General features: G+C 63.9%; 17 protein-coding genes, 1 pseudogene and 1 riboswitch. Of the genes and pseudogenes, 12 read left to right on the plus strand and 6 right to left on the minus strand.

Annotated features, from left to right (window positions below):
* The first annotated feature begins 280 nt into the window (after nt 1-280).
* A riboswitch (TPP riboswitch) is annotated at nt 281-393 on the plus strand.
* A complete protein-coding gene (locus BQ8482_RS13440; RefSeq protein WP_123148160.1) occupies nt 384-992 on the plus strand; it encodes a YkoF family thiamine/hydroxymethylpyrimidine-binding protein in 609 nt (202 codons plus the stop codon). (Overlaps the previous riboswitch by 10 nt.)
* 9 nt (nt 993-1,001) lie before the next feature.
* On the opposite strand, the pseudogene BQ8482_RS13445 reads toward BQ8482_RS13440, so the two are convergent.
* Nucleotides 1,002-1,297: pseudogene (locus tag BQ8482_RS13445) on the minus strand (zinc-binding dehydrogenase); the annotation flags it as partial.
* Between the two features lie 111 nt (nt 1,298-1,408).
* On the opposite strand from BQ8482_RS13445, the gene BQ8482_RS13450 reads away from it, so the two are divergent.
* Nucleotides 1,409-2,380, plus strand: coding sequence for an MBL fold metallo-hydrolase (locus tag BQ8482_RS13450; RefSeq protein WP_123148081.1), 972 nt, complete (start codon nt 1,409-1,411; stop codon nt 2,378-2,380).
* Between the two features lie 132 nt (nt 2,381-2,512).
* On the opposite strand, the gene BQ8482_RS13455 is transcribed toward BQ8482_RS13450, so the two are convergent.
* The 4 genes from BQ8482_RS13455 to BQ8482_RS13470 all read right to left on the minus strand — a co-directional run bounded on the left by BQ8482_RS13455 (nt 2,513) and on the right by BQ8482_RS13470 (nt 7,521).
* Complete coding sequence (locus BQ8482_RS13455) at nt 2,513-3,619, minus strand: alcohol dehydrogenase family protein (RefSeq protein ID WP_123148082.1); 1,107 nt, start codon at nt 3,617-3,619, stop codon at nt 2,513-2,515.
* Between the two features lie 165 nt (nt 3,620-3,784).
* The gene (locus tag BQ8482_RS13460; RefSeq protein WP_123148083.1) at nt 3,785-5,164 is read right to left on the minus strand and encodes an aspartate aminotransferase family protein; all 1,380 of its coding nucleotides are present in this window, start codon (nt 5,162-5,164) and stop codon (nt 3,785-3,787) included.
* 52 nt (nt 5,165-5,216) lie between these two features.
* Nucleotides 5,217-6,710: an NAD-dependent succinate-semialdehyde dehydrogenase gene (locus BQ8482_RS13465; protein WP_123148084.1), complete on the minus strand. Its 1,494-nt coding sequence runs from the start codon at nt 6,708-6,710 to the stop codon at nt 5,217-5,219.
* 319 nt (nt 6,711-7,029) lie between these two features.
* Nucleotides 7,030-7,521, minus strand: a complete 492-nt coding sequence (locus tag BQ8482_RS13470) for an Lrp/AsnC family transcriptional regulator (protein WP_123148161.1) — start codon at nt 7,519-7,521, stop codon at nt 7,030-7,032.
* Between the two features lie 83 nt (nt 7,522-7,604).
* On the opposite strand from BQ8482_RS13470, the gene ehuR reads away from it, so the two are divergent.
* From ehuR to doeB, 10 genes are all read left to right on the plus strand, one after another.
* Entirely contained in the window at nt 7,605-8,990 is a 1,386-nt protein-coding gene (ehuR, locus tag BQ8482_RS13475; protein WP_123148085.1) for a MocR-like ectoine utilization transcription factor EhuR, read from the plus strand.
* 125 nt (nt 8,991-9,115) lie between these two features.
* Nucleotides 9,116-9,901 (plus strand): ectoine/hydroxyectoine ABC transporter ATP-binding protein EhuA, encoded by a 786-nt coding sequence (ehuA, locus tag BQ8482_RS13480; protein WP_095489141.1) that lies wholly within the window; start codon nt 9,116-9,118, stop codon nt 9,899-9,901.
* Between the two features lie 86 nt (nt 9,902-9,987).
* Nucleotides 9,988-10,839 (plus strand): ectoine/hydroxyectoine ABC transporter substrate-binding protein EhuB, encoded by an 852-nt coding sequence (ehuB, locus tag BQ8482_RS13485; RefSeq protein WP_123148086.1) that lies wholly within the window; start codon nt 9,988-9,990, stop codon nt 10,837-10,839.
* Nucleotides 10,840-11,066: 227 nt separating this feature from the next.
* A complete protein-coding gene (ehuC, locus tag BQ8482_RS13490) occupies nt 11,067-11,726 on the plus strand; it encodes an ectoine/hydroxyectoine ABC transporter permease subunit EhuC (protein WP_123148087.1) in 660 nt (219 codons plus the stop codon).
* Nucleotides 11,727-11,742: 16 nt separating this feature from the next.
* Nucleotides 11,743-12,402: an ectoine/hydroxyectoine ABC transporter permease subunit EhuD gene (gene ehuD, locus BQ8482_RS13495; protein WP_123148088.1), complete on the plus strand. Its 660-nt coding sequence runs from the start codon at nt 11,743-11,745 to the stop codon at nt 12,400-12,402.
* Nucleotides 12,403-12,408: 6 nt separating this feature from the next.
* Nucleotides 12,409-13,185, plus strand: coding sequence for an ectoine utilization protein EutA (gene eutA, locus BQ8482_RS13500; RefSeq protein ID WP_123148089.1), 777 nt, complete (start codon nt 12,409-12,411; stop codon nt 13,183-13,185).
* Nucleotides 13,186-13,189: 4 nt separating this feature from the next.
* Nucleotides 13,190-14,182 (plus strand): hydroxyectoine utilization dehydratase EutB, encoded by a 993-nt coding sequence (eutB, locus tag BQ8482_RS13505; protein WP_123148090.1) that lies wholly within the window; start codon nt 13,190-13,192, stop codon nt 14,180-14,182.
* On the plus strand, nt 14,179-15,171 hold the full coding sequence (gene eutC, locus BQ8482_RS13510) for an ectoine utilization protein EutC (protein WP_123148091.1): 993 nt from the start codon (nt 14,179-14,181) through the stop codon (nt 15,169-15,171). The genes eutB and eutC overlap by 4 nt, the downstream gene beginning before the upstream one ends.
* A 38-nt stretch (nt 15,172-15,209) precedes the next feature.
* Complete coding sequence (gene doeA, locus BQ8482_RS13515; RefSeq protein ID WP_123148162.1) at nt 15,210-16,400, plus strand: ectoine hydrolase DoeA; 1,191 nt, start codon at nt 15,210-15,212, stop codon at nt 16,398-16,400.
* A 5-nt stretch (nt 16,401-16,405) separates the two neighbouring features.
* Complete coding sequence (doeB, locus tag BQ8482_RS13520) at nt 16,406-17,407, plus strand: N(2)-acetyl-L-2,4-diaminobutanoate deacetylase DoeB (protein ID WP_123148092.1); 1,002 nt, start codon at nt 16,406-16,408, stop codon at nt 17,405-17,407.
* A 236-nt stretch (nt 17,408-17,643) separates the two neighbouring features.
* On the opposite strand, the gene BQ8482_RS13530 is transcribed toward doeB, so the two are convergent.
* Nucleotides 17,644-18,318, minus strand: coding sequence for a phytochelatin synthase family protein (locus tag BQ8482_RS13530; RefSeq protein ID WP_123148093.1), 675 nt, complete (start codon nt 18,316-18,318; stop codon nt 17,644-17,646).
* Between the last annotated feature and the right edge of the window lie 74 nt (nt 18,319-18,392).

Raw genomic sequence — 18,392 nt, forward strand, 5'->3', positions numbered from 1 at the left:
AGAGTGGGGGAGAGGTGGCTCGGCGAAGCCGAGACGGAGAGGGGGAACCGCGCCCTACGAAAGCCCCCTCTCCGGCCGCTTCGCGGCCACCTCTCCCCCGCTTCGCGGGAGCGAGGAACCCAGGTCTTGAGAGGTTCGAGGGACAGCACCCTTCGGCCCTGCCGGGCATCTCCCCGCAGGGGGAGATCGGCAGCTTCGCCGGCGGCGCCACGATCGGCAATTGGTCCGAAGCGACTGCCTGGACCATACTTGAACATCCTTCGCGCAGGTGCTACGTCGCTCCCATCGACAGGGGCGCTCCGTACTGCCGGGGCTGAGATGGAAGGTGCCAAGCCTTCGGTCCCTCAAGCTGATCTGGGTAATGCCAGCGGAGCGAGGCGACCATGTTTTCAGGTGCACAGATTTCCCTGTATCCGATGTGCGACGATTTCGTCGGCGTCATCCTCAAAGCGATTTCGGCGATGGATTCCTATCGGCCGAATTTCCGCATCGAGACCGACGACATCTCGACGCTGATCGTCGGCCCGCCGGAACAGCTTTTCCCGGCCATGCGCGACCTGTTCGCATCGGCGGCGGCAAGTGGCGTGCATTGCGTATTATCGGCAACGGTGTCGCGCGGCTGCCCTGGCGAGCCTGACGATCCGATCTGCACACCGATTTCCGGCAGCAGTCACGAACTGTCCCTGGCCGAGCGCATCGGCGCGGCGCGGGCGCATGTCGACAGCGCGAAAAAGCTCGGACAAGAGGTCGCCGCGCAGTTCTCGCTCTATCCGCTCGGCGAGGGCCACCACATGGACGAGATCTACGGCTGCATCGACTTTCTCAAGACTTCGGGCGTCTTCGACAGGTCGAAGAATTTCTGCACCAAGCTTAGAGGCGATGCCGGACCGGTGTTCGCGACGCTATCGGAAGCCTTCCTTCGCTTCGGCGCGCCGCAAGGCCATGTCGCGCTCGACTTTACCGTGTCGGCGAACAGCCCGAGCCCTTGTTAGTGTTGGTTGTCAACGGGTTGCAGCGAAATCCGAAACGGCATCCGGAACGACTACCAGCTTGCCGACAAAGTCCTTGGCGATGAAATCCGCCTGGGCGCGGTGGAAATCGGAGAGCTTGTAGACACCGCCGACCGGCGGCCGGATCTTCTTCTCCTCGATGTAGCGGACGATACGGCGGAAATCGTGTCGCGTGCCCTGGCTGGACCCGTGCAGCTGCAACTGCTTGGGACACATGTGCGCAGATCGAGCTGCACGACCGGGCCGGCAATCGCGCCGGCCGCCGTGTAGCGGCCTTCGGGGCGAAGGTTCGCGCGGTCGGGTGGTGTCTCAGTTTAACTTGCGGCTCACGACCCCAGCCGACCTTGTGCAGTGCCGACCGCCGTTGATATGCTCGATCATTCAGTCAGCGGGGAAGGATGTTCGATATCTCGGGTCGCGACCTGACACTTGGCGCAGCCGGTGCTCATGCTGCATTTGGACTCGACAAGCCGATCACGTTTGTCGACGCGGCCTGCGCTCAACAGGCCGTCGCCCAACCTTTCCGAAAATACAAGGTTGGCGACATTGAAGTCTTCTCTCTGATTGATGGCATGCGTGACGTTCCGCTGCGGGAGGGTATGGTCAGGAATGTCAGCGTCGAACAGGTCAAGGCGGCGTTGCGTGGTGCCGGTTTTCCCGACAATCAGGCGCCCCTGCGGTTTATCGTCATGGCGCTCAAGCTGCGCGATCAAGTGGTCCTGATCGACTCGGGCACGGGCGGTCATCCGATTTATGGTGAAGGGAACGGCCGGCTATTCGAGAGCATGGCCGCGGCGGGCCTTGACCCCAAGGCAGTCAAGACGATCCTGATCCCCCATCTCCACGGCGACCACATTTATGGCCTCATGAACAATGAGAGCAATGCGCAGGTCTTCCCGGATGCCGACATCGTGGTGCCCGCCGCGGAATTGAAATGGTGGACGCGCCCGGGGGTCGAGTCGATCGATCTCGGACCGACGCGCAAGGGCCTCGCCCGGCGCATTCAGGCTACCGTGGCGACGTGGAAAAACGTCAGGACTTTTGAGGGTGAACCAGAACTCCTGCCCGGCGTGCACGCCGTTCAGGCGCCTGGTCATAGCCCGGGAATGGTCGCGCATCTGGTGACCTCGGGCGGCAAACAGTTCCTGATCAGCGCTGACGTGGTCAATCTTGCGCCCCACATTTCAACAAATCCCGAGTGGCAGCTTGCTATCGACCAGGATCCGCAAATGGCCGTCGAAACGCGAAAGAAGATCTTCGATCGCGCGGTCGCCGACAAGCTCACCATTTCGGGTACTCACTGGTTGATGCCGAACGTCGGCACGCTGTCCAAGGATGGCAACAGCTACGTATTCGCAGCCGAGGGGTAATATTCCTGCCACACTACCCGTGCCAACTAGACGACGACGGCTGCCCGTAGCGGACGAACCGGTCGGCGTCTGAGCCAGCTTTTGGCCCATCATGTCGATCGCAGAACTAAGCGAGAGCGATAATCTTGGCTGTCAACGGGTTGCTGCGAGATCCGAGACAGCATCAGGCACGACAACTAACTTGCCGACAAAATCCTTGGCGATGAAATCCGCCTGGGCGCGGTGGAAATCGGAGAGCTTGTAGACCCCGCCGACCAGCGGCCGGATCTTCTTGTCCTCGATGTAGCGGACGATACGGCGAAAGTCCGCACGCGTGCCCTGGCTCGACCCGTGCAGCTGCAAATGTTTCAGGTACATGGTGCGCAGATCGAGCTGCACGACCGGGCCGGCAATCGCGCCGGCGGTGGTGTAGCGGCCTTCGGGCCGAAGGATGCGCAAGAGGTCATTGAAAATCGCACCGCCGACGAGGTCGGCGACCACGTCGATCGGTTGGCCGTCGGTCGCGTCGTTCACGGCAGCAGGCAGATCGGCGACGCCACGGGTGATCACCGCCTCGGCGCCGATGTCGAGCACGGCCTGTTCCTTGCCCTTGCCGACGACGGCATAGGGGATCGCGCCGCGCGCCCGCGCCAATTGCACGATGCCGGAGCCGACGCCGCCCGACGCGCCGGTGACCAGCACGCGCTCGCCGGCCATCAATGCGGCGCGTTCCAGCATCTGTTCGCCGGTAAGGTAAGCGCAGCAGAAAGTGGCGAGTTCGACGTCAGTCAGGTCGGTAGCGACGACATGGGCATTTTCGGCCGGCACGGCCTGGTATTCGGCATAGCCGCCGTCGCGGCCGTGGCCCATATAGTCGATGTCGGCGAGTGAATCATCGTCGCGGTTGTAGATCGAGAAATCGACCATCACCCGCTCGCCGATGCGGGCCGAAGAAACACCATCGCCGACGGCAACGATGTTGCCGACGGTGTCGGTGCCCTGGATGCGCGGGAAAGTCAGCGTGTTGCCCTGACGCCGCCAGGTCGACACGGCGGCAGCATCTTCCTCCGTGCCGTAGGCGCCCTGTCGCACCCAGACATCGGTGTTGTTCATGCCGCAAGCGGTGACCTTGACCAGCACTTCGTCAGGGGCGGGTGAGGGCACTTTCACGTCGGTGCGATAGACAAGCTTTTCCGGTCCGCCGTGACCGGTCAGAAGCACCGCGGCCATGGTGGCGGGGAGGGAGGGTTTTGCGGTCATCGATGTTGCTTCCAGAATTCCGGGTCGCGCTGCCCCTCACCCTTACCTCTCCCCGTGAAGAACGGGGAGAGGGGGGCGCCGGCGCTGGGTGCTTGACCCTTCTCCCCGTTTCTTACGGGGGAAGGTGCCGGCAGGCGGATGAGGGGCAGCGCCAAGGTCTACAAATTAGAGATTGGCAAACACGCTCTTCACCGCATCCGCCGTCTTGGAGACGACGATGTCAGCCTCTTCGCGGGTGAGGCACAGCGGCGGCGCGAAGCCGAGAATGTCGCCCTGCGGCATGGCGCGGCCGATGACACCACGCTCGCCGAGGGCGGTCGCAACCTGCGGCCCGATTTTTTGCGCGGCGTCGAAGAACACGCGTTCGTCCCGGTCGGCGACGAATTCGATAGCCGCCAGCATGCCGTCGCCGCGCACCTCGCCGACATTTTTGTGGCCGCCGACGGCTTTCGCCAGTTCGGCGCGGAAATAGGCGCCGGTTTCGCCGGCATTGGTCACCAGGTCCATCTCGTCGATCAGTTCCAGGTTGGCGACGCCGGCGGCAACGCAGATCGGATGCGCCGAATAGGTCCAGCCGTGGCCTATGCTGCCGAGCTTGTCGGACCCCTGCACCAGCACCTGCCAGACCTTGTCCGAGACGATGACGCCCGACAGCGGCGCATAGGCCGAGGTCAGGCCCTTGGCGATGGTGATCAGGTCGGGCCTGATGCCGTAATGGTCGGAGCCGAACATGGTGCCCAGCCGGCCGAAGCCGGTGACCACTTCGTCGGCGACCAGCATCACGTCGTACTTCTTCAGCACCGCCTGGATCTTTTCCCAATAGAGGGCGGGCGGCGGCACGATGCCGCCGGTGCCGAGGATCGGCTCGCCGATGAAGGCGGCAACCGTGTCCGGGCCCTCAGCCAGGATCATCTCTTCGAGCTTGTCGGCGCAGTGTTGGGAAAACTGTTCCTCGCTCAGCGAGCGGTTGGCGCGGCGGAAATAGTAGGGCGCCTCGGTGTGCAGGATCGGCGCACGCGGCAGGTCGAAGGCGTTGTGGAACAGATCGAGCCCGGTCAGCGATCCCGTCATGACGCCGGAGCCGTGATAGCCGCGCCAGCGCGAGATGATCTTCTTCTTCTCGGGACGGCCGAGCACGTTGTTGTAGTACCAGATCAGCTTGATGTTGGTTTCGTTGGCGTCGGAGCCGGAGAGGCCGAAATAGACCCTCGACATGCCTTGCGGCGCCCGGTCGATGATCATCTTGGAAAGCGTGATCGACGCCTCGGTGCCGTGGCCGACATAGGCGTGGTAGTAGGCCAGGTTCCTGGCTTGCGCGGCGATGGCGTCTGATATCTTCTGGCGGCCATAGCCGACATTGACGCAATAGAGGCCGGCGAAGGCATCGATGCTCTTGCGCCCGTTGTTGTCCCAGATGGTGACGCCTTCACCGCCGGCGATGACGCGGGTCGGCGATTCACCCCGTGCATGCGTGCCCATGTGGGTCGAGGGATGGAAGAAGTGGTCGCGGTCCCAGGCGGCGAGTTCGTTGGACTGGTCGAGCATTTTTTACTCCTGAGGAAAAGTGTCGGGCGCGGTTCTCGGGCGTCACTACGACCTAGGCCACGTCCAGGCAGAGATATCTAAGATCGGTAAAGGCTTCGAGCCCGTGGCGCGAGCCCTCGCGGCCGATGCCGGACTGTTTGACGCCGCCGAACGGGATCGGCGCGCCGGTGATCTTGACGCGGTTGATGGCGACCATACCGTAGTCGAGCGTACGGCCCATGCGCAATTGGCGGCCGCCGTTCTCGGTGACGACATAGGCGACGAGCCCGTATTCGGAGGCGTTGGCGCGGGCGATGACCTCATCTTCGCTGTCGAAGGGCGTCACGGCGGCGACCGGACCAAAAGTTTCCTCGCGCATGATCAGCGCGTCGTCGGTGACATCGGCGAGCAGGGTCGGCTGGTAGAACAGCGGTCCTGCAGAATCGCGTTTGCCACCCGTGAGGCAGCGCGCGCCATGGGCGAGCGCATCGGCAACCTGCTCCTCGACCTTCTTGACGCCGCGCTCGTGCATCAACGGCCCAATGTCAGTGTCATCGGCCAGGCCATTGCCTGTCCGCAGCGTCTCGATGCGCCTGGCGAAGGCGGCGCAGAAACGATCATAAATCGGACGCTGGACATAGATGCGGTTGGCGGCAAGGCAATCCTGGCCGGACGTGGCGAATTTGGCGTCGACGGCGATGGTCACAGCCTTGTCGAGATCGGCGTCGGCAAAGACGATCAGCGGCGCATGGCCGCCAAGCTCCATCACCAGCCGCTTCATCGTCGGCGCACTTTGCGCGGCGATAAGCCTGCCGATCTCGGTCGAGCCGGTGAAGCTCATGGCCCGGACGCGAGCGTCTTCGCACATCCGCCCAACGATGGTCGAAGCCTTGCCGGTGAGAATGTTGAAGACGCCAGCCGGCAGGCCGGCGCGTTCGCCGAGTTCGGCCAGCGCCAGCGCCGACAGCGGCGTTTCCGAGGAAGGATGCGCAACGATGGTGCAGCCGGCGGCAAGCGCGGCCGCTGCCTTGCGGGTCAGCATGGCCGCGGGAAAATTCCATGGCGTGACAACGCCGACGACGCCGAGCGGTTCGCGCCGCACCATCATTTCGGCGTTCGGCAAATGGCTGGTGACGCTTTCGGCGTTGAGGCGCTTTGCCTCCTCGGCATACCACTCGACGAACGAGGCGGCGTAGTCAATCTCGCCAAGCGCTTCCCTAAGCGGCTTGCCCTGTTCCAGCGTCATCAGCAGGGCCAGATCCTCCTTGGCAGCGATGATCAGATCGAACCATTTTCGCAGGATTCTTGCGCGTTCCTGCGGGAGAGCCGCGCGCCACGTGGGAAAGGCACGCGATGCCGCGTCGATCGCCTTGCTCGTCTGCCTGCTATCGAGCGCGGCAACCCAGGCAACGGTGGCGCCTGTAGCAGGGTCGGTCACCTCAAAACTCTCGGCGGCCTCACTCGCCGTCCAGTGGCCGTCGACATAGGCGAGTTCGCGCAGCAGCCGGCGGTCGGCGAGGCGGTCGAGCGCTTCGTGGCGTTGTGGGCGGGCAAAATGCGCGGACATGTTCGAGGTCTCCCGATGTCGAGGCGATGCGGAGAGACTATGCGCGCGGTGCAGACAGAGAGACTGTTTGGGCGCCCACGCGTAGAGAGATTGTCTCTATTCATCTGCTCGGACAGACAATCTGTCCAGCTTTAGGCTGGGCTATCGCATTGGGGAAGTGCCCCCTCACCCGGATTGCCAACCGAATTGCAAAGGGCAATTCGGGGCAATCCGACCTCTCCCCGAGGGGAGAGGAGATCGCCAGCGCCGGCGCCAGCCTCTTCGCCGGGGAGAAGGTGGCCGCGAAGCGGCCGGATGAGGGGGCTCTTTGCGATTTGCCTCACGACTGTGCCGACAGCAGGTCGGCCACCGACAAGACAATCTCCTCCTTCACCGTCTTGGTGACGATGTAGGTGAAATAGCGGTCGATGCCGATCTCGCGTTCGAGCAGGGCGTCGACCAACCGTTGGTAGGCGTCGATGTCGCGCGCCATCACTTTCAGCAGATAGTCGACGCCGCCGCCCACCGACCAGCAGGCGACGATTTCGGGGACGTCGCGGATGACGCGCTCGAAACGGTCGAAATCGGCCTGGCGGTGGCTGGCCAGCGTCACCTCCATCAGGACGGTTGCGACCGGCGCGACGGCGCGCATCGCAACCTTGGCGTGATAGCCGGAGACGATGCCGGCCTTTTCCAGCTTGCGCAGCCGCATCCAGCACGGCGTCGGCGACAGGCCAACCTTTTCGGCGAGCGCCAGCTTGGTGATGCGCCCGTCGCGCTGGACCGCGTCGAGGATTTTCAGGTCGATCTGATCGAGTTTCGGTGCGGCCATGAGCGTCCACTTTTTCGTCCCCGACACCATGACGGCGCATTATTTCGATTGTCAATTGCACTGATTTCGATCTCTAATATGTCATGACATTGTGGCGTCCAGATCCCGCACTCATCCGGCGGCCGGCCTATCAATCGCTCGCCGACCAGTTCGCGCGCGCCATCCATGATGGGCGGCTGGCCAATGGCGCGCGGCTGCCGACGCATCGCCGGCTGGCCGACGAATTGAAGCTTTCGGTGCAGACAGTCAGCCGCGCCTATGAGGAACTGATCCGCCGGGGCCTGGTCTCCGGCGAGATCGGCCGCGGCAGCTTCGTGCAGACGCAGCGCCGCGAGCCGGAGCCGCCCTATCTGCCGGAACGCCTTGGCGAGGTCATCGACCTCTCGATCCTGAAGCCGGTCTGCGAGCCGATGCATCTGGAGCGGCTGAAGCAGGCGCTGGGCTGGCTTGCCGAAAACCTGCCGTCGAGCTCGGCGCTCTCGTTCAGGCCGAACATGGTGTTCCCACGCCACCGCGCGGTGGCGGTCGAATGGCTGCGGCACTGCGGTCTCGACGTGTCCGCGCAGAATGTCAGCCTGACCAACGGCGCCACGGCCGGCATGACGGTGGCGCTGATGAGCGTGGCGCCGCCCGGTTCGACCGTCGCCACCGAGGCGATCGGCCACCACACGCTGATCCCGCTGGCGCGCTATCTCGGCTTCAACCTCGAGGGCCTGCCGATCGACGACAACGGCTTGATCCCGGAGGCGCTGGACGAGGCGTGCCGGCTTTCCGACATCCGCGCCGTGTTCGTGCAGCCCTCGGTGATCAACCCGACCGCAACGCTTATGGATGCCGCGCGGCGCGAGCAGATCGCCGCGGTGGCGCGCCGGCACGACATCGCGATCATCGAGAACGACGTGCTCGGCCCGCTGGTCGAGGGCCGTCCGCCGCCGGTCGCCGCCTTCGCGCCCGAGCGTACGCTCTACGTCACCTCGTTCACCAAGATCGTGGTGCCGGGCCTGCGCATCGGCTATCTCGCGGCGCCCGACCGCTATGCCGCCGCCGTCGCCAACCGGCATCTCGTCTCCAACTGGATGGCGACGCCGCTGGTGGCGGAGATCGCGACAAAATGGGTGGCCGACGGCACGGCGATGGGGCTCGTCCGCTGGCAACGTTCGGCGCTGCGGCGGCGGCAGGAGATTGCCGCCCAGGTGCTTGCCGGGGTCGACTATCGTGTCCATCGCGACGGATTGCATCTGTGGCTGCAGCTGCCCGGCGACCGCGCCGAGGAAAGCTTCGTCTCGCAGGCCCGCCTGCAGGGCGTGGCGATCGCACCAGGCACATCGTTCCGTATCTCGGCGGCGCCCTGGCAGCCAGCGGTTCGGATCTCGCTGGGCTCGACAACCGAGGGGGAACTGCGCGCCGGCCTGAGCGTTGTGACCAAACTTCTGCTCGGCGATCCGGAGCATCTCCTGCTGGCGATCTAGGCAGACATTGCCGCGAAATTGTGCGGAGCCAGAAACATTGTCATGAGTTTATTTTCTGATTGACATGATTTGGCGCGTTCCGCATCGTTGAAGGCACCAAGCTTCTCCAGCACGGGGAATTCATTGTGTCCGCGCCCATCATCAAGATCGACGGCATTTCGAAAAGCTTCGGCACCTTCAAGGTGCTGGACGGCCTGTCGATGCAGGTCATGCCGCGCGAGAAGCTGGCGCTGATCGGCCCATCCGGCTCGGGCAAGACGACGATCCTGCGCATCCTGATGACGCTGGAGCGGATCGACAGCGGCCACATCCAGATCGACGGCGAGCAGCTTTACCACATGGAGCGCAACGGCCAGTTGCTGGCCGCCGACGAACGGCATCTGGCAAGAATGCGCCAGAAGATCGGCATGGTCTTCCAGCTGTTCAACCTGTTTCCGCACAAGAGCGTCATCGACAACGTCACGCTGGCGCCGATCTTGACCAAGGGCATGCCGCGCGCCGCCGCCGAAAAACGGGCGATGGAGCTGCTCGACATGGTCGGCATGGCCGACAAGGCCAAAGCGATGCCGGCGCAGCTTTCCGGCGGGCAGAAGCAGCGTGTGGCGATCGCCAGGGCACTGGCGCTGCAGCCCAGGATCATGCTGTTCGACGAGGTGACATCGGCGCTCGATCCGGAACTGGTCGAGGAGGTGCTGAATGTTTTGTGGCGGCTCTGCTCCGAGACCGACATGACCATGCTGCTCGTCACCCACGAAATGGGTTTTGCCCATGATTTCGCCGACCGGGTTTTGTTCTTCGACCGCGGCAAGATTGTCGAAGAAGGCAAGCCCGACGAGATTTTCCGCAATCCCAAGCAGGAGCGCACGCAAGGCTTCCTGAAGAAGATCATCGCGGCCGGACATCGCGTCTGACCGCCATGCAGAGGCGGCAACGACGCCCTCAAGGGCGGCAAAGTCGTCCCGAACCAAACCAAGAGAGAAACAAGGAGTTGGGAACAATGAAGAAACTTGGCATTCTGGCCGGCCTGGCCGGTGTTGCACTGACCGCGATTCTGGCTGCCTCGACCGCGGGATCGGCCGACGACAGCAAGCTCGAAGAGCTCAAGGCACAGGGCTTCGCCCGCGTCGCCATCGCCAATGAACCGCCCTATACGGCGGTTGCGGCCGACGGCAAGGTTTCGGGTGCGGCGCCCGACGTGGCGCGTGAAATCTTCAAGCGCCTCGGCGTCAACGACATCGTCGCCTCGATCTCGGAATATGGCGCCATGATCCCCGGCCTGCAGGCGGGCCGTTTCGACGTCGTCACCGCCGGCCTGTTCATGAAACCGGAGCGCTGCGCGGCGGTCGCTTATTCGGAGCCGGTGCTGTGCGACGCTGAGGCGATGCTGGTCAAGAAGGGGAACCCGAAGGGCTTCAAGAGCTACGAGGATGTCGCCAAGGATGCCACCGCGACGATCGGGGCGCCGGGCGGCGGCACCGAGGAGAAGCTGGCGCTCACTGCCGGCGTGCCGCGCGACCGCGTCATCGTCGTGCCGGACGGCCAGAGCGGCCTGAAGATGCTGCAGGATGGCCGCATCGACGTCTATTCGCTGCCGGTGCTGTCGATCAACGATCTGGTCAAGAAGGCCAACGATCCGAACCTCGAAGTCGTTGCCCCGGTCGTCGGCGCGCCGGTCTATTGCGACGGCGCGGCCTTCAAGAAAGGCGACGAGGCGCTGCGCGACGCCTATGACGTCGAACTGGCCAAGCTGAAGAAGTCCGGCGAATTCGCCAAGATCATCGAGCCTTACGGCTTCTCGGCAGCGGCGGCGATGTCGACGAGCCGCGACAAGCTCTGCTCGGCGAAGTAGGGCCTTTTCCCTCTCCCCTTTCACGGGGAGAAGGTGGCCCGAATGCATGTCGCCCAAAAGTGCGCAGCGGTTTTGGGATAACGACATGCACAAACAAGGCCGGATGAGGGGCAGCTCCAGTTCTGCCGGATTGGCTCTGCCCCTCATCTGCCTGCCGGCATCTTCTCCCCGTGAACGGGGAGAAGGGGCCAAGACTACAACCGTAAACGTTGGAAATTTCGAACTTCATGACCCAATGGTCCGGCTATTTCGGCCTGATATTGCAGGGAGCGCTAGTTACCATCGAGCTGACGCTGATGGGGTCGGTGCTTGCCATGATCATGGCCTTTCTCGCTGGGCTTGGGCGGCTGTCGCGTTTTTTCGCCATTCGGGCGCTGGCCACCGCCTATATCGAATTCTTCCGCGGCACCTCGATCTTCGTGCAGCTGTTCTGGGCCTATTTCGTGCTGCCCTTCATCGGCATTTCGCTGACGCCGCTGCAGGCCGGCGTGCTGGCGCTCGGCCTCAATGTCGGCGCCTATGCGGCGGAAGTGGTGCGCGGCGCCATCCAGTCGATCGGCCGCGAACAGTACGAGGCCTGCACCGCGCTCAATCTCGGCCGCTGGCAAGCCATGCGCCATGTCATCCTGCCGCAGGCGCTGCTGGTCATGCTGCCGACCTTCGGCAACAACGCCATCGAATTGCTCAAGGCGACCGCCGTCGTTTCGCTGATCTCGCTCACCGACCTGACCTTCCAGGCGCAGGTGGTGCGCTCGCAGACAGGCAACACGATGGTGCCGTTCACCACCATTCTCGTCATCTATTTCGGCCTTGCGCTGATCATCTCGTGGGGCGTGCGTTCGCTGGAACGCCGGATGGCGCGCGGCCTCGACGGGGTGCGCGTCTGATGGATCGGGCCCTGTAATGGAGTGGGATTGGAATTTCGTCTGGGAGATCATGCCGACGCTGATCGAGGGCGTGAAGATCACCATCCTGGCGACACTGCTCGGCTCGGTCCTGGCCGCGATCGTCGGGCTGGCCATCGCCCTGGCGCGGCGCTCGCCGAACAAGCGCTTATCGCGCACCGTCGGCTTCCTCGCCGAGTTCATCCGCGGCACGCCGCTGCTGGTGCAGCTCTATTTCATCTTCTACGTGCTGCCGGATATCGGTATCTTGCTGCCGCCGCTGGTGGCGGGCGTCATCGGCCTCGGGCTGCATTACGGCACCTACACGGCCGAGGTCTATCGCGCCGGCATCGACAATGTGCCACGCGGCCAGTGGGAAGCCGCCAAGGCCTGCAATCTGAACGCCAGGCAGACCTGGACCCACATCATCATGCCGCAGGCGATTCCGCCGATGATCCCGGCGCTTGCCAACTACTTCATCGCGATGTTCAAGGAGACGCCGCTGCTTTCGGCGATCACCGTGCTGGAACTGATGAACCAGGCCAAGAGCGTCGCCAACACCTATTACCGCTATGTCGAGCCGATGACCTTGGTCGGCGCCTTCTTCCTCGTCATCAGCCTATTCTCGGTCGTGCTGCTGCGCTGGCTGGAACGCCGTTACGGCAAGATCGAGAGGTAGTCTTTCATGAAACACTTGCCCGAAATCAGACTGACGCCGACACGGCCGGCGCTCGAAGCGCGTCCCCTGGAAAAGCGCATCGGCCTGATCGTCCTTGCCACCGACCATACGACCGAACCGGATTTTCGCCGCATGGTGGCGAGCGAGCGGATCGGCGTCTATGTCGCGCGCATTCCCTATGCCAATCCGACGACGCCGGAGAATTTGCGCAAGATGCAGCCGTCGCTGACGGCGGGCGCCGCGCTCATCCTGCCCGATGAGCCGCTCGACGCGATCTGCTATTCCTGCACCTCGGCCTCCGTGGTCATCGGCGATGCCGAGATCGAGGCGGCGGTGCAGGCGGCCAAGCCTGGCGTGCCCGTGGTCACACCGCCGATGGCAGGGGCGCGTGGCTTGAAGGCGCTGGGCGCCAGGACGATCAGCATTCTCACTCCCTACACGGTCGAGACCAGCCGGCCGGTGGCGGCCTATTTCGCGGCGCACGGTTTCGAGATCGCCAGCTTCACCTGTCTCGGTTTCGAGGACGACCGCGAGATGGCGCGGATTGCACCGGCCACGCTGGTCGATCTGGCGCGCGAGGCGACCGATGCGCAAGCGGACGCGCTGTTCGTCTCCTGCACGGCGCTGCGGGCCGCACTTGCCGTGGTCGGCATGGAAGAGGCAATCGGCCGTCCGGTCGTGACCAGCAACCAGACAACGGCCTGGAACTGCCTGCGGCTTTGCGGCGACGACGAGCCGCGCGCCGAATTCGGCCGTCTGATGACGCTGCCGTTGGGACAATGAGGCCATGACACTTGCGCCTATCACCCTCTCCGACATCCGCGCCGCGCGCGAGCGCGTCGCAGGCAAGGTCGAGCGCACGCCGACCGTGCTTTCCCCGAGTCTTTCCGGGCACTTGGGCGCGCCCGTTTATCTCAAGCTCGAACATCGGCAGACCACCGGCAGCTTCAAGCTGCGTGGCGCCTCGAACGCCATTGCTTCGCTGAACGCCGAGGAGAAGGCGCGTGGCGTGGTCGCCGCCTCGACCGGCAATCACGGCCGGGCGCTGGCCCACGCGGCGAAGCTCGAAGGCATGCGCGCGACGATCTGCATGTCGCGACTGGTGCCGCAGAATAAGCTCGACGAGATCCGCCGGCTCGGCGCCGATATCCGCATCGTCGGCAACAGCCAGGACGATGCGCAGCAGGAGGTCGACCGGTTGGTCGCGGAAGAGGGACTGGTCATGCTGCCGGCCTTCGACCATCCTGATATCATCGCCGGGCAAGGCACGCTCGGGCTGGAGCTCATCGAGCAGGTTGCGGACGCCGCCCTCGCGCTGGTGCCGCTGTCAGGCGGCGGGCTGGCGGCTGGTGTCGCCGCTGCCGTGAAGGGCGTCAGCCCCGGCACGAAGGTCCTCGGCGTTTCGATGGCGCGGGGTGCGGCGATGAAGGCGAGCCTCGACGCCGGACATCCAGTTTTGGTCGAGGAACTGCCAACGCTGGCGGATTCGCTCGGCGGCGGCGTCGGCCTTGACAACCGGCTGACCTTCTCGATGTGCCGCGACCTGCTCGACGACGTAATCCTGCTCAGCGAGGACGAGATCGCCGCCGGCATCCGCCATGCCTACGAACAGGAGCGCGAGATCGTCGAAGGCGCCGGCGCGGTTTGCATCGCCGCCGTGCTGGCCGGCAAGGTCAGGGCGAGCGGCACCACAGTGCTCATTCTGTCGGGCCGCAACATCGACATGACGCTGCACAGGAAAATCATCTGTGGCGAAGCAATTGAGGAGAGCGCCGCATGAGCCGGATGACCATACTCACCGAAGCCGAACTGCGCGGGATCGTGAAGCTCGATCTCGATGCCGTCGCCTGCGTCGAAAATGCGTTCCGAGCGCTCGCTATCTTGCCGGTGGCGATGCCGCCGATCCTGCGGCTCGACATTCCCGAGCATCGCGGCGAGGTCGACGTCAAGACCGCCTATGTGCCTGGGATCGACGGTTTTGCGATCAAGATCAGTCCCGGCTTCTTCGACAATCCGAAGCTCGGCCTGCCCAGCGTCAACGGCATGATGGTGCTGCTGTCGTCAAAAACAGGGCTGGTCGACGCACTGCTGCTCGACAACGGCTATTTGACCGACATCCGTACCGCCGCCGCCGGAGCGGTCGCGGCTAAACACCTTTCGCGATCGGACTCCTCGATCGCCGCGATCTTCGGCGCCGGCGTCCAGGCCGGGCTGCAGCTCGAGGCGCTTATGCTGGTGCGGCCGATCGCCGAGGCCCGCATCTGGGCCAGGGACGCCGCCAAAGCCGAAGCCGCGGCGGACACATTGCGCGAAAAACTAGGCATCGTCGTGCGTGCGGACCCCGATGCGGCATCGGCGGCGGCCGGCGCCGACATCATCGTCACCACGACGCCGTCGACCGAGCCGCTGATCAAGGCCGGCTTCATCTCGGCCGGCCAACACATCACCGCTATGGGCTCGGACGCCGAGCACAAGAACGAGATCGCGCCGGCGATCCTGCGCATGGCCGATCTCTACGTCGCCGACAGCGCGAAACAGACGCGGCTGCTGGGCGAACTGCATCATGCCATCGCGACGGGCGTGATGGCGGCCGATGCCGAGATTACCGAACTCGGCCAGATCATCGCCGGCGAAAGACATGGCCGGCGCTCGGCCAGCGACATCACCATCGCCGACCTGACCGGCACCGGCGTGCAGGACACGGCGATCGCCACGCTCGCCCGCGACCGTGCCCGGGCGGCCAACACCGGTACGATTTTCGAAAGCTGATGCTGGCCGCAAGGCCCAACAAACGAGGACCAAGAACAATGCAGCCTAATTTGAAATTCTCGCGCGGCGAATATGCGGAGCGCCTCGCCAAGACACGGAAGGCCATGGAGGCCAAGGGCGTCGATCTGCTTGTTGTCAGCGATCCGTCCAACATGGCCTGGCTGACCGGCTATGATGGCTGGTCGTTCTATGTGCACCAGGCTGTCATCGTGCCGCCGTCGGGCGAACCGCTGTGGTACGGGCGCGGCCAGGACGCCAACGGCGCCAAGCGCACCGCCTATCTCGCGCACGACAACATCGTCGGCTATGCCGACCACTATGTGCAGTCGACCGAACGCCACCCGATGGATTTTCTCGCGCAGGTGCTGGCCGATCGCGGCTGGGGCAAGCTCAGCATCGGCGTCGAGATGGACAATTACTGGTTCTCGGCCGCTGCCTTCGCTTCGCTGCAGAAGCATCTGCCCAACGCCCGCTTCGTCGACGCCACGGCACTCGTCAATTGGCAGCGCGCGGTGAAGAGCCCGACCGAGATCGACTATATGCGCAAGGCCGCCCGCATCGTGGAAGTGATGCACCAGCGCATCGTCGACAAGATCGAAGTCGGCATGCGCAAATGCGACCTGGTCGCCGAGATTTATGATGCCGGCACGCGCGGTGTCGACGGGCCAGAGGGAAAGATTGGCGGCGACTATCCGGCGATCGTACCGCTGCTGCCGTCGGGCGCCGATGCGTCGGCGCCGCATCTGACCTGGGACGACAGGCCGATGAAATCGGGCGAGGGCACCTTCTTTGAGATCGCCGGCTGCTACAACCGTTATCACTGTCCTCTTTCCCGGACGGTGTTCCTTGGCAAACCCACGCAGGAATTCCTCGATGCCGAAAAGGCGACGCTGGAAGGCATGGAAGCGGGGTTGGCCGCGGCAAAGCCTGGCAACAGCTGCGAGGACATCGCCAATGCCTTCTTCGCGGTGCTGAAGAAATACGGCATCGTCAAGGACAACCGCACCGGTTATCCGATCGGGCTTTCCTATCCGCCGGACTGGGGCGAGCGCACGATGAGCCTGCGCCCCGGCGACCGCACCGAGCTGAAGCCGGGCATGACCTTCCATTTCATGACCGGCCTGTGGCTGGAGACGATGGGGCTCGAGATCACCGAATCCATCCTGATCACCGAGACAGGGGTCGAGTGCCTGGCCAATGTGCCGCGTAAGCTGGTGGTGAAGGATTGAGCCCGATGTCCCACCTTCGCCCATCACCGATTACGCCGACCGTCGATTTCGACCGCGACGGCGTGCAGCACGGGTTCCTGCGGCTGCCCTACAGCCGTGACGATTCCGCCTGGGGATCGGTGATGATCCCGATCTGCGTGATCCGCAACGGCAGCGGGCCGAGCGCATTGCTAACCGGCGGCAATCATGGCGACGAATATGAGGGGCCGCTGGCGCTTTATGATCTCGCCCGCACGCTCGATCCGAAGCAAGTCAGCGGCACGGTGATTATCGTGCCGGCGATGAACTATCCGGCCTTCCGTGCCGGCACCCGCACCTCGCCGATCGACAAGGGCAATCTCAACCGCAGCTTTCCCGGCCGGCCCGACGGGACGGTGACCGAGAAGATCGCGGATTACTTCCAGCGCGAACTTTTGCCGCGCACCGACATCGCGCTCGACTTCCATTCCGGCGGCAAGACGCTCGACTTCGTGCCGTTCTGCGCCGCCCATATCCGGCCCGACAAGGTGCTGGAAGCGAAAGGCTTCGCCGCGGTCGAGGCGTTCTCGGCACCGTGGTCGATGAAGATGCTGGAGATCGATGCGGTCGGCATGTTCGACACTGCCGCCGAAGAGATGGGAAAGCTGTTCATAACCACCGAGCTTGGCGGCGGCGGCACCTCGCGCGCGGAAACGGTGCGGATCGCCCGTCGCGGCGTGCTCAATGTGCTGCGCCATGCCGGCATTGTCGCCGGTGCGGTCGAGATGCAGCCGACCCGCTGGCTGGACATGCCGTCGGGCGATTGCTTCTCATTCGCCGAGGACGACGGGATGATCGAGACGATGATCGATCTCGGCGAGCCGGTCGAAGAGGGCCAGGTCCTGGCGCGCATCCACTCCATCGGCCGCACCGGTGCCGCACCTCAAGAGATCAGGGCAACAATGTCCGGCCTTCTGGCCTCACGCCATTTTCCCGGACTGGTCAATGCGGGTGACTGCGCCGCCGTGGTCGCTGTGCTCGTCGATTGAAGGCAAGGCAATCGCTTCCGGGATACGTGCGAAATTCCTCAAGCGCGGCTTCTGCAATGCCGGCGACTTTGGCGTCCCTGGATAGCTACCGCCGGCGACTTCCTTGCGGAAGCCCGACAGCGCCTCGACCCGCGCATCCCTGGTCGCCTTTTGCAGCACGCGAGATAGCACCAGCGCTGGCGGCCGAGCCGAGGCACTACGCTCGTTGGCGGTCTGCGAAACTGCTTGCGACCGTGCTACTCGATAAGCAGTAAGCCGCGCTTTTTGTCGCCATCGCTGTCGATTGTGTTCATGGCTGAGAACAGGCGCTCACGCTCGATCAGCCAGGGCTTGTAGTCCTCGTTTACGTCGAGGACGAAGACCATGTCCTCGGCCTCCAGATACCCTCCGACCGGAGAAAAATGGCCGCTGCCGGCGCCGAAAATCTTCTCACGGGTGAAGTTGACGATGTAGCGGCGGCCGGGATCGTTGGCGCGCCTCATGTGCTCGCGAAACGCATCAGCGCTCAGATTCCGAAGCACGGAGACCTTCCGCTTGGTGTTCGTTCGAGCGACCTCGGCAAGCTCGTCCAGCGTGAGCCCGATGATGCAAAAGCCTGTCCAGCACTTTCCGGTTCCCGCGAGGACTTCGGCTTCGGTTGTCTCCTGTTCGCCGATGGAGCGGAATGTGTTTGCAACGCTTGCCGGGCCGCACCTTGATCCGTTTGATTGCCATGTGACATCGGCATTGAAAGTGACAGCCACGGGGAGATTCCAGGCACTGTCAATCAATTCAGGGGTGCGGGTAACCGACGACTGGATTGCACCTTGCGAGACTCTGGACTGACCAGCAATCAAAATTGCGCTGCCGCCCAGCAGGCCGACGGCGATCACACTGCCGACAATCACACCGAAAGCGAGACTGCGCTTCATTGCTGAAACCTCGGAGCAGGCAAAGGACAATGAAGAAAAGGCGCCGCAACGTCAATCAAGCCGCATCCGGCCGG

This window comes from Mesorhizobium delmotii, assembly GCF_900149755.1.
GTDB lineage: Bacteria > Pseudomonadota > Alphaproteobacteria > Rhizobiales > Rhizobiaceae > Mesorhizobium > Mesorhizobium delmotii.